15 protein-coding genes are annotated in these 16,714 nt (G+C 50.2%); 11 read left to right on the top strand and 4 right to left on the bottom strand.

Annotated elements, in window-relative coordinates; genetic code table 11:
• Nucleotides 1-367 precede the first annotated feature (367 nt).
• The 5 genes from CO251_RS15340 (at nt 368) to CO251_RS15320 (ending at nt 5,751) form a co-directional block, all read left to right on the top strand.
• Nucleotides 368-1,816 (top strand): NCS1 family nucleobase:cation symporter-1, encoded by a 1,449-nt coding sequence (locus CO251_RS15340; protein ID WP_207654695.1) that lies wholly within the window; start codon nt 368-370, stop codon nt 1,814-1,816.
• 113 nt (nt 1,817-1,929) lie between these two features.
• Nucleotides 1,930-3,318 carry a dihydropyrimidinase gene (gene hydA / locus CO251_RS15335; protein WP_103376660.1) on the top strand — a complete coding sequence of 463 codons (1,389 nt, stop codon included), beginning with the start codon at nt 1,930-1,932 and terminating at the stop codon, nt 3,316-3,318.
• Nucleotides 3,319-3,321: 3 nt separating this feature from the next.
• Nucleotides 3,322-3,684, top strand: coding sequence for a M28 family peptidase (locus CO251_RS15330; RefSeq protein ID WP_103376659.1), 363 nt, complete (start codon nt 3,322-3,324; stop codon nt 3,682-3,684).
• Between the two features lie 6 nt (nt 3,685-3,690).
• Nucleotides 3,691-4,515 carry a M20/M25/M40 family metallo-hydrolase gene (locus CO251_RS15325; RefSeq protein WP_103376658.1) on the top strand — a complete coding sequence of 275 codons (825 nt, stop codon included), beginning with the start codon at nt 3,691-3,693 and terminating at the stop codon, nt 4,513-4,515.
• A gap of 381 nt (nt 4,516-4,896) precedes the next feature.
• Entirely contained in the window at nt 4,897-5,751 is an 855-nt protein-coding gene (locus CO251_RS15320; protein WP_103376657.1) for a hypothetical protein, read from the top strand.
• A gap of 61 nt (nt 5,752-5,812) precedes the next feature.
• On the opposite strand, the gene CO251_RS15315 is transcribed toward CO251_RS15320, so the two are convergent.
• A complete protein-coding gene (locus CO251_RS15315) occupies nt 5,813-7,306 on the bottom strand; it encodes an APC family permease (protein WP_158246384.1) in 1,494 nt (497 codons plus the stop codon).
• A 55-nt stretch (nt 7,307-7,361) separates the two neighbouring features.
• On the opposite strand from CO251_RS15315, the gene CO251_RS17935 reads away from it, so the two are divergent.
• A complete protein-coding gene (locus CO251_RS17935; protein WP_255398166.1) occupies nt 7,362-7,490 on the top strand; it encodes a hypothetical protein in 129 nt (42 codons plus the stop codon).
• A gap of 54 nt (nt 7,491-7,544) precedes the next feature.
• On the opposite strand, the gene CO251_RS15310 is transcribed toward CO251_RS17935, so the two are convergent.
• Together CO251_RS15310 and CO251_RS15305 are read right to left on the bottom strand one after the other, a co-directional pair.
• Nucleotides 7,545-7,778, bottom strand: a complete 234-nt coding sequence (locus CO251_RS15310; RefSeq protein ID WP_103376655.1) for a hypothetical protein — start codon at nt 7,776-7,778, stop codon at nt 7,545-7,547.
• Between the two features lie 16 nt (nt 7,779-7,794).
• Complete coding sequence (locus CO251_RS15305) at nt 7,795-9,015, bottom strand: FAD-dependent monooxygenase (protein ID WP_242968637.1); 1,221 nt, start codon at nt 9,013-9,015, stop codon at nt 7,795-7,797.
• 244 nt (nt 9,016-9,259) lie between these two features.
• On the opposite strand from CO251_RS15305, the gene CO251_RS15300 reads away from it, so the two are divergent.
• On the top strand, nt 9,260-9,730 hold the full coding sequence (locus tag CO251_RS15300) for a thioesterase family protein (protein WP_242968636.1): 471 nt from the start codon (nt 9,260-9,262) through the stop codon (nt 9,728-9,730).
• A gap of 15 nt (nt 9,731-9,745) precedes the next feature.
• Entirely contained in the window at nt 9,746-10,669 is a 924-nt protein-coding gene (locus CO251_RS15295) for a fumarylacetoacetate hydrolase family protein (RefSeq protein ID WP_103376654.1), read from the top strand.
• Nucleotides 10,670-11,619: 950 nt separating this feature from the next.
• On the opposite strand, the gene CO251_RS15285 is transcribed toward CO251_RS15295, so the two are convergent.
• Entirely contained in the window at nt 11,620-13,050 is a 1,431-nt protein-coding gene (locus CO251_RS15285) for an MFS transporter (RefSeq protein WP_103376653.1), read from the bottom strand.
• Nucleotides 13,051-13,491: 441 nt separating this feature from the next.
• Between CO251_RS15285 and CO251_RS15280 the strand changes: the two genes are divergently transcribed.
• From CO251_RS15280 to CO251_RS15270, 3 genes are all read left to right on the top strand, one after another.
• The gene (locus CO251_RS15280) at nt 13,492-15,144 is read left to right on the top strand and encodes a class I adenylate-forming enzyme family protein (protein ID WP_103376652.1); all 1,653 of its coding nucleotides are present in this window, start codon (nt 13,492-13,494) and stop codon (nt 15,142-15,144) included.
• A complete protein-coding gene (locus CO251_RS15275) occupies nt 15,141-16,157 on the top strand; it encodes a cupin domain-containing protein (RefSeq protein ID WP_103376651.1) in 1,017 nt (338 codons plus the stop codon). Before CO251_RS15280 ends, CO251_RS15275 begins: the two co-directional genes overlap by 4 nt.
• A gap of 247 nt (nt 16,158-16,404) precedes the next feature.
• Nucleotides 16,405-16,704 carry a hypothetical protein gene (locus CO251_RS15270; protein ID WP_146039109.1) on the top strand — a complete coding sequence of 100 codons (300 nt, stop codon included), beginning with the start codon at nt 16,405-16,407 and terminating at the stop codon, nt 16,702-16,704.
• The last annotated feature ends 10 nt before the right edge of the window (nt 16,705-16,714 follow it).

The following is a 16,714-nucleotide window of genomic DNA, read 5'->3' as shown; positions in this document are numbered from 1 at the left end:
GCAGTTAAAGCACAACATTCTGCAGTCGCTGAGTATCCAGAAAGAATACGATTTGCGAGCGGCTTCTTTTGACGTGCCTGACAAGAGATTTCCGACATATATGAGTGCGTTGCACAGGAATTTGGTTGATTAGTTGTCCGTGTAAACGTGTATTGATGGGTCTTTCGTCTTACAGGATTCATTCACTAGGCCACGCTAACCGTTACTGCCGATCAGTTTTGAGTGAAAGAAATACATTACACAAGTAAATAGCTTTTTGTAATAAATAACATACGAAATAAAAATTTTTGTCATATCCTATATCGGTAATGATAGATAAAAATGATAGTTTAACCATGAAGTTAACATGAAAAAGGAGAGAGCGGCAATGGCCAACGATTTGATGGTAAAAGACCCTGAATTGTACAATGTCGACCTTGCTCCCATTTCGAAAGAAAAGAGGCGCTGGACATGGGTGAATTACAGCACCATTTGGATGGGAATGGTCCACAATATTGTCGCCTACGAAACCGCCGCGGCTCTTCTAAGCCAAGGTTTTAGTGTGGCGCAAGCCTTGCTTGCTGTCATAATTGCCAATGTGATTCTGGTCTTGGCCATGTGGTTGAATGGGGTGGCGGGAGCTAAATATGGATTACCTTTTCCGGTATTGATTCGTTCGGCTTTTGGCTACAAAGGGGCACAAATCCCCGTGTTATTGCGTGCCTTTGTCGCGATATTTTGGTTTGCCGTGCAGAGCTACGCGGGTAGCTTAGCCATCAATGCCTTGTTTGGTTTATTGATTCCGGGTTGGAACAGTCTCTCACAATATGCTTTCTTGGGCTTGCAGGCTAATGTCGCGATTGCGTTTGGATTGTTCTGGATTTTGCATGCGTTGGTCATATCCCATGGTATGGAGAGAATTCGACATTTCGAATTATGGGCGGGCCCCATGGTGATTATTATGGGATTGATTGCAGTGGTATGGGCGGTTAACGCTGCTCATGGATTAGGGCCCCTGTTTACCGAGCCAAGTCACCTATCACCGGCCGCATTTGACGCGGCGTTTCCCTTGGCGGTTACCGGACTGATTGGAGTATGGGCAACATTAGTCCTGAACATTCCCGATTTCACAAGATTTGCTAAAAGCCAGCGCGATCAGGTAGTAGGGCAGGCTATTGGATTGCCGATTACCGCCATCCTCTTTGCCCTTATTAGCATTATCACGACGTCTGGGGCTTTAGCAGCTTTTGGAAGCGCCATTTCAAATCCCGTCGATTTATTGCAACGGTTCCATAATCCTCTCATCTTGGTATTTGGTGCTTTGACTCTTATCGTCGCTACGCTATCCGTGAATGTTGGTGCCAATGTCGTATCGCCTGCTTACGATTTAGTCAATTTGTTCCCGAGAAAACTGCATTTTGTGAGCGCGGGGATCTTAGCTATTGCCTTAGGAGTCTTGTTTGTCCCGTGGATGTGGTTTAACAATGCCACCACGATTTACGATGTGTTAGGTGCCATTGGTGGGGCTTTAGGGCCTGTTGCGGGGTTGATGTTGGCGGACTTCTATGTCGTACGCAACCAACATTATGATGTTGAGCAATTCTTCGAACGGTCGGGAGATTTTCGTTACCAAAACGGCTGGAATCTCAGGGGTCTAATGGCCTTTGGGGTGGGGCTATTGGGAGCTTTTATCGGACTTTTTATTCCAAGCCTGCACGTTTTGTATACGTATTCGTGGTTTGTCGGAATCGTTGCTAGTTTTGTAAGTTATGCGTTGCTGATGAGACCCTATGTGGTTGCTACGGTTATTCCAGAGCCCAAAGAAGCAGAACTTTAACGCATCACAAAGTGGCGATGCGCTTAAGACGTTCTATACCCGCATCGCTACTTTGTTTTAGAGGGTTCGCGTGAGCATAACAACGTCAACATCGACAGTAGGAGGGGCTACTCGTGCGCACGATAATTCGAAACGGCTACATTGGTCTGACGCCTGATACACTCATTCAGGCAGACTTGGGCATTGTCCAGGGAAGCGTTTACTACATTGGCCGTGATGTGAATCGTCAAGATTATGATGTGGAATTGGATGCGAGTGGATGCTGGGTTCTCCCTGGTGGGATTGACCCACATGTGCACCTCGATTGGGATTTTGGCGACACGGTGACGACTGATGATATGGGTTCAGGGACAAAGGCCGCCGTGTTTGGTGGTACGACAACCGTCATGAATTTTATCCAGCCACAACCGGGGGAATCGTTGCCCGCGTTAGTGGAACGATGGAAAGAAAAAAGTGGGGCGTCGTGGGCCCACTACGGCTTTCACATCATCATTCCCGAAATGAATGACCAGTGGCTTAAAGAACTGGCATTATTGCCTTCCCTAGGAGTGCACACGATTAAGGTATTTACTGCTTATCCTGGCAAACTTATGCTCTCCGATGCGGATATTTATAAAGTTTTGCGAACGGCAGGTCACAGTGGTGTTATGACCATGGTTCATGCGGAAAATGGTCCGGTAATCGATGTGATTGCCGAAGACGCCATCATGGCTGGTCATTATCAAGCGGGTTATCATGGGATAACGAGGCCGGCAGAACTGGAAGGGGAAGCGGTGTTTCGTGTGGGCCAACTCGCCAGACTAGCCAAAGCGGCAGCATATATTGTGCACATGAGTTCTCATGAGGCGGTCCAAGCTCTCGCGTTCGCGCGCCAATTAGGTGCGAACTTGGCAGCGGAGACGTGCCCGCAATATTTATTCTTAGATGACCAAGTCTATGAACCGGACAGTTTTTCTGTCGCGCGTTTTGTGTACACGCCCCCATCACGCTCCCTTAAAGACCAGGAAGTTTTATGGACGGCATTGAAAAGAAGAGACATTGGCATTGTCTCGAGCGATCATTGTCCTTTTGACATGGAGGGGGCAAAGCAACTCGGCATTCATGATTTTCGACAGATTCCTAATGGAGGGCCAGGAATTGAGACGCGGGTGCCATTATTGTTAAATGCGGTTCAGCGTAAAGAGATTGACTTGGGTTCCACGGTCGGTTGGATGTCGACGCATGCTGCTAAAACGTTTGGACTTTTTCCGTATAAGGGTGCACTGTTGCCCGGTAGCGATGCTGACATTATTATTGTTGATCCTCAAAGGGTTCCACCGCCCATCCATGTGGAACAATTGCATCAGCGTGTCGATTATACACCATATGAAGGGTGGGCCGTTCGAGGTTTTCCGCGGGACGTGATGGTAGGTGGCCAATGGGCTATTCGGGACTATCAATCTACAGGCCAGCCCCCTAATGGGCAGTTTATTGGTTTTCAGCATGCGGCAGTGAGGGCGTAGCCCATGAACCGACGAAGGTTTTGGGATTACTTTCACAGACTACAAGGCATTGGGCGCCAGGACAATGGAGTATTTCGGGTAGCATGGACGGATGAGGATATGTTGGCGCGGCGAGAGTTGGCAGAGATCCTCACGTATGAGGGGTTTACTGCGTTTCGCGACGGGGCGGGTAATGTTTGGGGACTGTGGACACCTAAGCCAGGGCAAGAATATCTGGTGCTCGGTAGCCATCTAGATAGCGTGGCGGGCGGAGGTGATTTCGATGGAGTCTACGGGGTAGCCGCGGCACTAGAAACGCTCTTGTCCTTGCGTGAATGCCAATTTGGCGGTTATGGCAATGTGGCCATCGTGGCATTCGCTGATTAAGAAGGGGTGCGGTTTAATTCCGGTTTATTAGGAAGCCGAGCTATCACAGGCGCTTTGACGCGCCAAGAATTTATGACAATGGCAGATGCAAGTGGAAACCACAGTTTAGAGGATGCGGCGGCTGCGTATGGGGTGACATGGGAATCCTTGTCTGCCATAAGACCGGTGCCGATCTGTGCGTATCTAGAAATCCACGTGGAACAAGGTCCGATCCTTGAAGAGCGCCAAATTCCTTTAGGGATTGTGAACGTGATTGCGGGAAGGTCGCAAGGGTATGTGCAGTTTACGGGGCATCAAAACCACGCAGGGACTACGCCCATGGACAAAAGACAAGATGCCTTGCTTGCGGCAGCGCAGGCTGTTGTGGGCTTGCATGAGGCCGTTATGGACCATGAATGTGTGGGGACGGTTGGCGATATTATCGCGGATCCTGGTAGTCCTAATGTTATTGCCGGTCATTCTGCAATTTCTTTTGATGTTCGCGCACCTAATGACGATATACGGGAAGCGGTTTTGCGCCGGTGGCAAGCCTCATGGGCGGCAGGGGCTATCGTGCAAAGGGTTGATAAGGCGGCAGTAGCGTTAGACCTTACGATTCGCAATATCTTAAGCGACGCTGCTGCTCGCCTTCAGATTCCAACAATGTTTCTCAATAGTTGGGCTGTACATGATGCTATGATCTTGGCTCAATCCGTGCCCTCAGGACTACTGTTTATTCCAAGTGCTGCGGGCGTTAGTCATGCTCGCGATGAATGGTCTTCGCCCCAAGATTGCGAAATCGGGGTGATGGTGTTCGAAGAAGCAGCTCGGACAATATTGACAGGGACTTGAACATTGAAGGCTTAGTAGAAACCTGTTAGACCATGCTTGCTAACCTTGAGCCATGGGCACAAAAAGAGCCAAACATGGGGGCAAGGAAGTCAAGGCTCTAACCGGTTACTGTATAAGCCTGAAGGCATGGGATGGGACAGGATTTGACAAGAGGAGAGTGTGGGTGGTCCCAGACAAGTGGCAGCCTCATGTCTGAGACCGCCATTGTGTCATGTATTTTGAGTTAAATGACATATTTTACCCAATCATTTCCAATAATATTTATAATGAAGCTATCCTCCATGGACATTCTCAGTCCCTTTGGGGATATGAAGGAAAATGGTATACGCAAGGGGTTGTCGAAGCGATATGTAATAAGGAGGTTTTAATCGGAGGTGGGCTATGAGATCTAATACCACACCATCTTTGAGATGGCTAAAAGCGATGGGCATCATCAGTGTCATCGGTGTCTTTGCTGTGAACGCTGCAGGCTTTATCGATCATGATACGCATTCAGGCCAGGGATGCGGCGCGGATTGGCCATTGTGCCACGGCGCGGTGGTCCCTCGTTTTGATAACACAGCTGTGGTGATTGAATATGTACATCGTTTGCTGACTTTAGGGTTTGTAGTGGCTCTCGTGGTATTTTTAGTCGGTGCGTGGCGCTACAGCCGTTATGCGCAGCAGTGGAAGCGCTTTATGGTGATATTGCTGAGCTTATTAGCTATTGAGACTGTGATTTGCACTCTAGGAGTCTTGTGGAATGTTCCGGCTGCGATTATGGCTATTTTAGCCCCGTTAGGGTTAGCGGCTCAGAGCGTTCTAGTTGTGATGGTTTTGGCGTTATGGCGGTATCCTGTGGTCACTTCCCGAACAGCTCTGTCGTCTCGTGTTGAGGTCTGGATGGCAACGGCCTTGGCCGTCAATTTATATATGGGCGCGTGGATCACTTATGCTCACCCTACCCTTCTTGTACAGGAGCTGTTTCACTTAAGCGGAATGGGGGTAGCAGTTGGTGCCGTGTGGTGGGTGTGGCAACAACGCCATAGTGCTCACCATCTGGTAAATAGCTTGGTTGGGATACCTTTGCTAGGGGTTGCATTGATTACACATTTTGTTACGGGAACGGTCGTGGGGGACACGCTGATTGTCGCTTGGCTGTCATGGGCTACCTCGGCGGTGGCCTTTTTAACGATAGGAAGACAAAAACCGCGTCCAAATCTTATGCGCCTTAATATATTAAGACAAATACGCTAAAGACCAAAGCCGCCCCGGTGAGAGGAATCCGGAGCGGTTTTTAGTGGAAGGCCAATGCGTCCTATTCCAAAGGAAGGTCCTCAGCAATGGCATGAATATGAATGCCTTTCTTTTTGGCGTGTGCTACAGACCAATGGTAGATGGCTGTTCCTACGAGAATGGCAACGACGGCTTGAAAGGCAGGCTGGAAGACTACGGGGGTTTTCGGTACGATGAGGACGCTGCTAATTAACAGGGCTGCAATAATAATTCCTAAGACAGCGGCGATAACGACTGCCCAACCATGGGCAATCGGTTCTCGCCAATGGCTGTGGCGAAAATGCGATCCCCACCTTAGGTTTAGCACGCCAATGCCGAGCAGGGCTAGGACCAATAAGATCGCAATGGACCGAAATGTCACGCCGATCGACCATCCGACGAGCGCCGACTGTATTAAAGATAAGGTGCCGATCACGGCGCTGAGAAATAGAGCAGCCGCCGGAGTGTGCCATTTCGATGTTTTGGCAAACCGGGCCGGAAACAAATGGTCTTGGGCCCATGCAAAGACGAGACGAGATGTGCCCATCATTTGTGGAGCGAGGGTTTTGCCAACAATGAGGGCGACTAATAGATTAAGAGCGGCGGCAAGGCTTGGAGATCCTAAGAGTCCTACCAGTCCTGGGGTGGTTGCGTACGCTGTATCGCCGTGATGAATTAATGTGACGACGCCCCACCAGGGAGCCGCGTGGAAAATGGCCAGGGATACCAGAGAAAACAACACGATTGCCGAAAGCCATCCCCAAAAAATTCCGAGGGGAATGGAATGCGTGCTGTCTTTGGCTTCTCCGCCTAAAAACGGCGCCGCAGAGATTCCTCCGTAAGCAAAAATGAAGAGGGTGCAGACCGAGAGAAATGCCGATAAGCTTGGGGCAGGAAAGGTGGTGGGAGCCACCAACGACACGTGTAATTTGGTGTGTACCGCTTGTGCAAATGTAGCGGGCGTGTTGCTGAATCCCACAGCGATGACGATAGCGGCCGTCAGAATGACGACACCCATTAAGATGGTTACCAGTTTGGCATAATGCCCTATACCGCGGTAATGCATCCAAAAAATGAGCCAAATGGCTACGGCTCCGGCCAAAATATGACCCCATGGCGTGACAAAGAAGGTCGCGCCTGGCAATCCTGCGCTGACAAGTCCTGCGGATAGGAAGGTACCAAAGGCAAAGGCTAGCACACCTATGGCGAAAGCTAAACTGGCCCACCATAAAAAGTGGACGATAAAGCCGATTTGCATGCCTAGGCTTCGGGTAATCCAAACATAGCTCCCGCCGGCTCTTGGCATGACTTTGCCAAAGCGCATAAAGAGAAAGACTTTAGGAAGATAGAATAAGCCGGTAACAAACATGGCTAAAGGGACGAGGTATTCGATCCGAGGGTAGACGCTAAGGCTTTGTGTCGCGACAAAGTTGATACCGGAACCGTATTCTTGGGAAAGTGCCGAGGCCATAATGGCAATGACCCCCACCACTTTGTCCAATTGATAGGGCCTCGTGTTAGAACCGGGTTCAATCATTTTCCGTTCACCTCTCCCACGTGACATATGAAAGTATATTAAAGGCTGTGGTAACATGGCGGAAAAAGGTCATGATGGCTTAGTGGTGGTCCGTGAGAAACAAGCGTTGGTCGTCGTCCAAAACATTGATATCTATTACTACCAGTACTACCATATTAAAGCACAAAAAGTTTATGTCTCGTAACGTTTGTTAATAAACACAAAGGGCAGGCTGTTCAGGGCCTGCCCTTTGTGTTTATTATTCGTCTTTTGCAGTGGAAGCAAGGGATTGGGCTAACCAGTTATGGTATTCATGCAGCAAGTGTGTACTGAGAATCATAGCGGCGTCAAGAATCACGGGACTCAAGGTTTCCGGCGATTCTTGACTACTGGCTAGGCGGTCGGTCAGCATTTTTAAGGCGTTGTCATAAACCTTGCCTAATCGCTCTGGATTCAATTGCGAGTAAAACACGGTGAATTCCGGCAGTGTCATTAGCAACCCTCTTCTCTTAATATTTGGTAGTAGCAGATGGGCCGGAGCGCGGTCCATATGGTCCTTCATCAAGCCAGCGCCCGAGTGCAGGCCACGCAGGAGACAAAGCAGCAGCGACATAACGTTTGGCTTGCATGCCGCTCGATGCGCCTTGGATGTGTTCGAGGGCGATGCCGGCTGCGTTCCGGTTGTAAATCGCGGCGTGGTGGCGTTGCTCGGCAAAATGAGCAATAGCCTCTTGCGCTGCGGAGGACGACTTGGCGTTCAGCGCTTGGTGAATGGCTTGCGCAGCGGTTACGGCATCGGGGACGCCGGAATTAAATCCGCGGGCACCGAAGGGCGCGAACAGGTGGGCGGCTTCGCCAACGAGCAGGACACGGTACAAAGAATCAGTGAAGGAATTCGCGACAACTTGAAGGAATTGATAGGTCGATACCCACGTAATGCGGTCCGCATATTTCTTATCCATAACAAGTGGAAGCCAACGTCGTACCGCGTCGAGACCAGCATAGTCCTCGACGACGTCACTGTCCTTTAATTGCAGATCGATGCGCCAACCGCCCGCAAAAGGCACGAACAAGACATTGCGTCCATCCATTTGCGGGTGGTTGTAATGGAACACGCGTTCTAGCGGTAGGGGATCATCGGGGTCTTCAGAAACATCGACGACAATAAAGGTATTGGCAGAGCGTGTGCCTTCCATATCGATATGAGCAGCATGACGCACAGTGGAATGGGCTCCGTCAGCGCCGATGACATAGGACGTGGTATAAGTGTGGCCATTGCGGGTTTTCACCACAACGCCGGTGGGCTCGATCTGTAATGTCTCAACAGGACTAGACCACACAAATTCAACTCCTTGCTCCAAGCACGCTTGATATAAAAATTGCTCGATTTGTACTTGGGGCAAGCTGGTAAACGGGGGAAGAGTATCGGGGGAAGGGGATGGATACGTTTTGGTGTATACTTCTTGCCCTTCAAACCACGTGCGCTTAACCGGCCAAACCACTCCATGTTGTGCCATGGTCTTCCCTAACGAGGGGGCGATGTCTTCGAGTAATTGCAGTGTAGCCTTATGCAGAAAAATGGCACGGCTACCGGGACGTAGGCGGTCTTGAGATTCCGCTTCTAAGACCATGACCGGAATATTTTCATGACGCAAAGCTAAGGCGGCCGTCATGCCTACAGGACCAGCGCCGACGACAATGGCGGGAAATGCGATATCTTGTAAACTCACCGGTTGACCTCCTAGGATGATGAATTGTAACGGACAAAATCAATGCTCTAGCATGCTGCATGGGCCCAATCCATTATGCAGGGCACATGTTGTTTCGCCATGGAGCGCAAGTTCGTGGTTATCATGACAATTTAGATTGTCTTCAAGAAAAAGTATAATATATAATATAGAAGATGTCGCGCCTTGCATATTAATCTGACGAATAAAGAATCCTGGATGTATTTCTGAGCAAGGAGAGGTAGCCATGATAGAAGACCGTATGGAGCAGGACGATGAACCAACACCAGGGCAGGATATCTGGCGCACTAAGGTAGCATGGGGGGATACCGACGCGGCGGGTTTCGTATTTTATCCGAATTATTTTGCCTGGTTTGATGAAGCAACTCATCACTTTATCGGGTCTTTAGCACAGAGTAGTCCCCAGTGGTTTACGGTGGAGCGTATTGGTTTTCCTTTGCTCGAGGCCTCTATTCAATTTTTTGCTCCGTTGCATTTTGGCGATCCTATTGAAGTGTCGACGACGGTGGAGCACGTCGGGAATAAGTCTATGACATTGTTACACGATATTGTCTGTCGTGGTCAACGTATTGCGCATGGCCGTGAAAAACGGGCGTGGGTAACATTTAAAGATGTAGAAACTCCCGTGGCGATTCCTATTCCGGAGACGGTTCGCCCCGAATTGTTGCGCCGATTAGTATCTCAGCAGTCATCGTAGTCAGGAGGAAACCGAATGAAGTTAGCCGTATTTGATGAAGCGCGAGTTGGCCTTATTGTCGATCACAGCGTGGTTGATATTACCGATTGGGTTCCGGATTGGTCACCTCGTTGGCCGTATGCTTGGATGCTCCCCTTTATTGCTCAGTTTGACGCGAAACGTGCGCAGTGGGAAGATTTAGCAGCCAATGGCCCCCGGCAGCCGCTCGACAAGGTGCATTTACGCGCGCCTGTGCCCATGCCCTCGAAAATTATTGCTGCCCCCGTAAACTACGTATTGCATCAGCAAGAGATGGGGGGGGCCAAAGGCGTCTACGCCGGCACACAAGTCAAAACCATTGAAGATTACGGCTTATTTCTGAAGCCTTCCTCATCTATTGCAGGGCCGGATGAGACCATCACGCTTCCCTTTGCCGAACGGCGAACGGATCATGAGGCGGAAGTCGGTGTTATCATCGGTCGTCAAGTGCGAAACATTACAGAAGACGAGGCAGAACAAGCGATTTTTGGATTTACGGGATTGCTCGATCTGTCCGTGCGCGGGCCTGAAGATCGCCCGTATCGTAAAGGGTTTGACGGGTTTTGTCCGATTGGGCCGTGGATTGTTACCAAAGATGAAATACCGGATATCAACCACATGACCTTTCGATTATGGGTTAATGGGGCGTTGTGGCAAGAAGGCTGCACCCAAGACATGATTTATTCCATCCGGCGATTAATCTCGTTGGCCTCATATCAAACGACCTTATTCCCTGGCGACATTATTGCCTCGGGAACGCCGCAAGGCGTGGGGGAAGTCAAGCCTGGCGACGAGATGCATTTGCAAGTGGATGGGATTGGGGATTTAATCGTGCGGGTGTCAAAGATGACAGCCACTCCACCAAACAATATGGGGGACTGGTTCAACAAATTTACCGTGGCCCGCACTGTGACCGCATAAATTGTTTTTGCTAATAATAAGCCGAGTGAGAATATAATCTCACTCGGCTTATCGGTGCGTCCGGCATGGGTGTGTGCTTTAGGGTGAAAGTCCCAAAGGGGGGGATGACCGTTCCAACCATAGCTTAAGGCAAGGTGCTCGTCGCGAGGCGGGATCTGAAGGAAGCCGGTCGCAAACCTCCGGCCGGACGAACAGGATGTGCATCCGAGGCGGGGCGCGTGGGGCGAATTCGCTCAACAGAATGAAGCCCAATACGGTCAAGCGCGCGTCACGTAAATGCACCCGGTAGATGGAGGGACCGTACACGTTCTTAGCCGGGTAGGTCTCTCGCGGTACCGCTAAAGCGGACAGGCGCACCGCAAGGTGCGCGTGACGGGAGAGAAGTCTAGACCCGCGCGGGCTGCAGAGCCGAACATGACCAGAAAGTGGTGCCGCTCATGAATTCGTGGGACTCACGACGGCAGCCGACTACCTAAGGTCTTACTGGGCATGCCCAATTCGCGTGCCACTTTTTTGTTGTGTCACCGCCAGTTGAACCGCTTGTTCTTTAAACGTTCGATCATATGGATTGGCCGTCGGATACCTGCTCAACCTGACCGTCGGGGATGTGCGCGAAACGCCCACGAAATGGCGGGAGCGCATTCAGATTACCGAACAGAAGACCGGGAAGACGAAAGACTTTCCGATGAGTGCGTCCGCGAAGAAAGCGTTGGGACCACCGTGATCCACACAAAACCAGATACTGTGTTTAAGTATTTTAGAAAATCCTGACAGAGAGGGAACCCTATGTCTCACAACCACTCAGCGCTGAAGAGCTCAGTGCGGGAAACCCGCACGCTGGGTTCCGTGGGGGTTGGGCTACTCCAAGTGAGTAGCCCTNGGGGCGGGTTAGTCACCCGCCGCTACTCGAATTTTGACCCCAATCAAGGTAGGGTTTACGGACAGAAAAGTTACGGGGAGATTTCCTCCAACTGGCGCCCGCGGGTTTTGACCCCGAATTGTGCAATGATGGCGCCTACGGCTAAAAATGCTCCCGTCATCAAAAATGCGGACATCACACTCATGTGTAAGGCTAGTGGTGCAATCACCATCAAGCCGACACCGCCGCCTAAATGGCCAATGCCATCCACCAAAGCAAATCCCGTGGTGCGCGCGCGAGTGGGGTAATTTTCTGTCGACCAACTATAAGTCATGGGGACCCAGAGGTTAAAGCCAAAAAAGATCATCGAGGAACCCAGCACAGACAACACAAAATCTGATCCCGCTTCGGCAACGAAAATGCCGCCTAATATGCAAATGACGGCAGAAATCGGCAGCCAGTATTTTCGCTCAAGCCGCTCTGCAGTGTAAAATGCGACAATCGTGGCTAAAATAAATCCGAAGGTTCCAAATGCAGCGATCAGCCCTGCTTCTGGTGGCGCGAAATGCAAGCTGACCAAAATACTGGTCATCCCCGCTGCATACGTATACACCGTCACGTAACTGATAAACCACATGGCCATGAGTAAAATTGTCCGTTTAAGATAGAGCGGATTGGAGAAAATTGCGGAGTAGGGAATGGCAGGCTCTCCAATTGCTGGTGGCTCGACTTGTTCTGTGATAGGGGGCAAGGGTCCGCGTAAAGACGCCATGTCTTCCATGAGGGACACAACCATGCTGGCCTCATGAATTCGATTTTGGGTAATGAGCCAACGGGGCGATTCGGGAAGGCGGATACGCACAAAAATGCCCGTGACAGCAAGCAGTCCGCCAATCAAATACATGGTGCGCCAGCCATTGGTGTAATGGGCGCTAGCCATAGCAAACGGCAAGCCCAGAGGAAATGGAGTGGCAGGCGTTGTCAGTAACAAGCCTAGCCAAATGCCTAAAAACGCTCCTAACGAGGACATTATAAAAATCAAGGAGGTATACTTGGCTCGACCCTGTCGTGGGGCGATTTCGTTGATATACGTATTGACAATGGCCAAGTCTGCGCCGACTCCCACGCCAGTCAGAATGCGAGAGAAGATGAATTGGTTATAGGTGGGAGAAAAAGCTGTCCATAAGGAGCCGATTCCTGTAATCATCATGGTGACAAGCAGCATATCGCGCCGGCCGATGCGATCAGACAAAGGGCTTAAAATTAAGGTGCCGATGACATAGCCGACAAGGTTTAAAAGAACGGGCAAACCAAGCCATGTGGACGAACTCTCCGGCGTACAACCATGGACGAGTTGGGTGCAGGTTTGAATAAACGACACATTAATATCAAACATGTCGTAGAACGTGAACAAAAAACCCACGCCGATGACGCCAATAAATAAATAGGGCATAGACCAAACGGATAATCGTTCGAGTCGGGAGAGCACGCTACTCGGAGAAATCGCTGTTTCAGGCTTCATAAATTCACCTCTGTTTGTCAGAAAATAGAGATAAGGAGGATATGCGCATATATAATATATTATATTAAAGAGGGCTTCAATAAAAATGATGCCAATAACAAGGTTTTATTTGTGAGTAGCCTTGTGTAAGGGGTCAATGAGGGGGGGGGGGCTTAATATTGCGAGAATAATGGCACGAAAGTAAGAACTTGGCCTAGGAGGCTTTGGAATATTTACGAGGTTTGGAGTCTTGCGGCAGGGGCTTTGGTTGGCTAGAATGAATAATACATTATATATAATGTTTTCCGGTAAATTTTAATTACCGCAATCGCTCACGCGCAACGTGCAGCGGATCTCAAAGAAGGGAGGATGCCTGGCTATGTAGTTCGTCTTGAGCATGTAGACGGCTACAACCATGGGACAACGCGATTTGTTTCCCGAGAACTTAGCTAGGTAAGGCCAGTGCTAACGGAAAAAGATTATTTATTTAACATTCCAGTGTCATTGCAATCCTACCTTCAGGGCTACACACTCCCTGACGTCTTTGACAAAACCGTGGCGCATTATGGCCACCGTATTGCGGCATACGATGGGGAAAGGTCATATACCTGGCAACAATGGCAGGAAGACGCTCGCGCTTTTGCAACAGCTCTGGCCAACATGGGGATTGGACGTGGGGATGTTGTTGGCGTTCATTTGCCCAATTCGTGGGAATTTTTAGTGGCTCATGTGGGTATTGCCATGCGCGGCGCGGTGATGCTGCCATTGCATATGGCGCACGGGGAGCGGGAAATATCGGCTCTATTATCCCGGACTCAAGCTCGTGTTGTCATCACGCCAGATCAATTTCGGGGCCATCAGCAATCCACGTTGACACAACATCTGCTGGAAACGCTTCCCTTTCTGGAAACAATTATTGTGGTAGGAGCCCAGGGAGGGTCGTTCTCGCACCCCGCCATGAAGGATTACCACACGTTAATGGAGCGAGGGCGGCAAGATTCGTGGCAACCCGTTTTGGTGCGTCCGGACGATCCGTTTATGCTTATCGCGTCATCCGGTACAACATCGACGCGTCCTAAAATTTGTGTGCATAGCCATGACGGCCTGCTGTCTAATGCTTGGGTTACTGCCACCGAAGGGAAGGCGCGGCCCGAGGACATCATTCTCAGTGGCAGCCCTTTTACCCATTTGTTTGGCATCTTATCGGTTCATATCAGCCTGCTTATGGGGGGAGGGCAAAGCCTTATCGCGCACTGGAACGTTATGGACTTTCTAGAACGTGCGCAATCGTCTCAGGCCACTGTTATTTTTGCTGTTCCGACGCAGTTGCGCGACATGATGAGTGCTTTGGATGCCCATCCTCATTCTTATCAATTATCGGTTCGTGAGATTCGTACAGGTGGGGCTGCTGTTCCCAAAGAGCTCATTGCTGCGGTACGTCAGCATTTGAATGCAGGAGTAGTGATTCAGTGGGGTATGTCAGAAATTGGGTCGGGTATCTTTACGAGGCCCGGCGTACCTGATGCCATTGTTGGGGAGAGTGTGGGGCTTCCGGCTCCCGGTGCGGAGGTGCGGATTTTGATCGAGGGGGCTCCAGCGCCCGTTGGGGATGTCGGCGATTTGTATTACCGGAGTCCCTATCTCTTTCATGGCTATTATGGCGATCCGGAATTGACGGCGGAGCAGGTGGATGCAGAGGCATGGCTCCGTACGGGAGATTTAGCGAGTTGGAATGCTGATGGGACGATTCAGTACCGGGGACGGGCGACGGAAACCTTGAATCGTGGGGGACTGAAATTTAGTGCATTGGAAGTCGAGTCCTTATTATCCGACCTGCCAGAAATTGCTCAACACGCGATTCTGCCGCGTCCCGATTTACGATTGGGGGAACGCGCTTGTCTTGCGGTGTCTTTCCGTGAGGGAGCCTCTTTGACGCTTCAAGACATCTGCCACCATTTGGAGGCCAAAGGGCTCGCGAAATATAAATGGCCAGAAGAATTAGTCGTGCTAGAGAAATTGCCAACTACGCCGACAGGAAAAATTGCTCGCGCATTGCTCAAAGAAGCGGTTTTAGAAGCGGAACGTAACAAGACATCGGAAGGAGCATCGAAATGATACAAGATCCGTATGAAGCCATTAAAGAATTAGGGGCGGCTCCCTTGTGGAAATACTATGGCAATCTGTTCCCCGCTGAGCCTAAAAGTGAAGCCGTGCCTTATGTATGGCGGTATCGAGACCTTCGCCCCTACATGTTGCATTTTTCCGAGGTGCTGTCCTTACATGAAGCGGAGCGGCGCGTCTTAATGTTAGTCAACCCTGGATTAACGGAGCCTCCTGCGACGGTGAATTCTTTATACGCTGGTATCCAGATTATTTTGCCGGGTGAGACGGCTCAAGCCCATCGTCACTCCGCCTCGGCGTTTCGCTTCATTATTGAAGGGGAAGGAGCTTATACCACGGTCAATGGGGAGCGAGTTGATATGCATCCGGGCGATTTGCTGTTAACGCCGGGCTGGCATTGGCACGATCATTCCCATGAAGGAAATTGCCCCATGATGTGGCTCGATGGGCTAGATTATCCTCTTGTCAATAAGCTTGAAGCAGGCTTCTTTGAACTTTTGGGCGTAAGAATGCAAGAACAGACAGTGCCTGCCAATAGTTCGACGAAAAAGTTTATTCATGGGCGGTTGTTGCCACTTTGGGAAAGTCCAGCGGGCCCTCACTCACCTATTGGAAACTATCCCTGGTCAGAAACTGAAAAGGCTCTTGCTGGGATTTCTGATGAAGCCGAAGGGAGTGCAGTCGAGGGGATTGTTCTCGAATATACCAATCCATGGACGGGTGGGCCGGTGATGCCTACGATGAGTTGCCGGGTGAGTCGATTGAAGCCTGGATTTCATGGATTGCCCTTTAAGCACACTGCGAGCACTATTTATCACGTCGTCAAGGGTCAAGGCGAAACCGTGGTTGATGGAGTCAAACTGGATTGGGCGGAACACGACACGTTTTGTGTTCCCGGTTGGGCACAGTATGCGCATGTCAATTGCTCGGCGTCTGAAGATGCGATCTTATTCTCGTATTCCGATGAACCCGTCATGAAAGCGTTAGGTTTATATCGCCACATATAGTAAAGGTCGAGCGAAAAGCCTAGAAGAGTGGCACTACGAAGATTTTTCGTGGTGCCACTTTTTATGTTAAAAACTTCGGAAAAGATTTCCACAGGACCCCCAGAGATTTCTTTGACGTATCGAATGTTGTATCAGAACCGTAAAAGGCCAAAAGAGGTTAGTGGTAAAAACACGGTAGGAAAAAGAGGAAGGATTACGGTGGTGTCGAATCATGCATGATGAAGACACAACGAAAGGAAGGGAATCCATGTTACGCCACGGATGGCGTGTTGGCGGGCTCCTAATTATAGGGAGCTTAACCGCGGGATGTGGGGTCGCTCATACCGCGACGGCCACGCCCCAAAGTCCTACTGCTGTATCTGGTTCCGTTGTGACCGCAAAATCGGTGACCAAATCACCAGCGGTTCATATTAGCGTGGTGCAAAATCATGGGCAATTAGCGGTTAAGGTAGCGACATCGTCGAAGGCTTCGACGGCTACCGTCGAACAACTGCAGAAATCTGTTGCGCAATTGAATCAGCTTTTGCAAGAACTGCAAAATCCCTGAACGAGAAAAC

The organism is Sulfobacillus sp. hq2 (genome assembly GCF_002903155.1).
GTDB lineage: Bacteria > Bacillota > Sulfobacillia > Sulfobacillales > Sulfobacillaceae > Sulfobacillus > Sulfobacillus thermotolerans.
The sequence above is the reverse complement of the archived record's forward strand: the minus strand, read 5'-3'. Positions and strand labels throughout refer to the sequence as shown.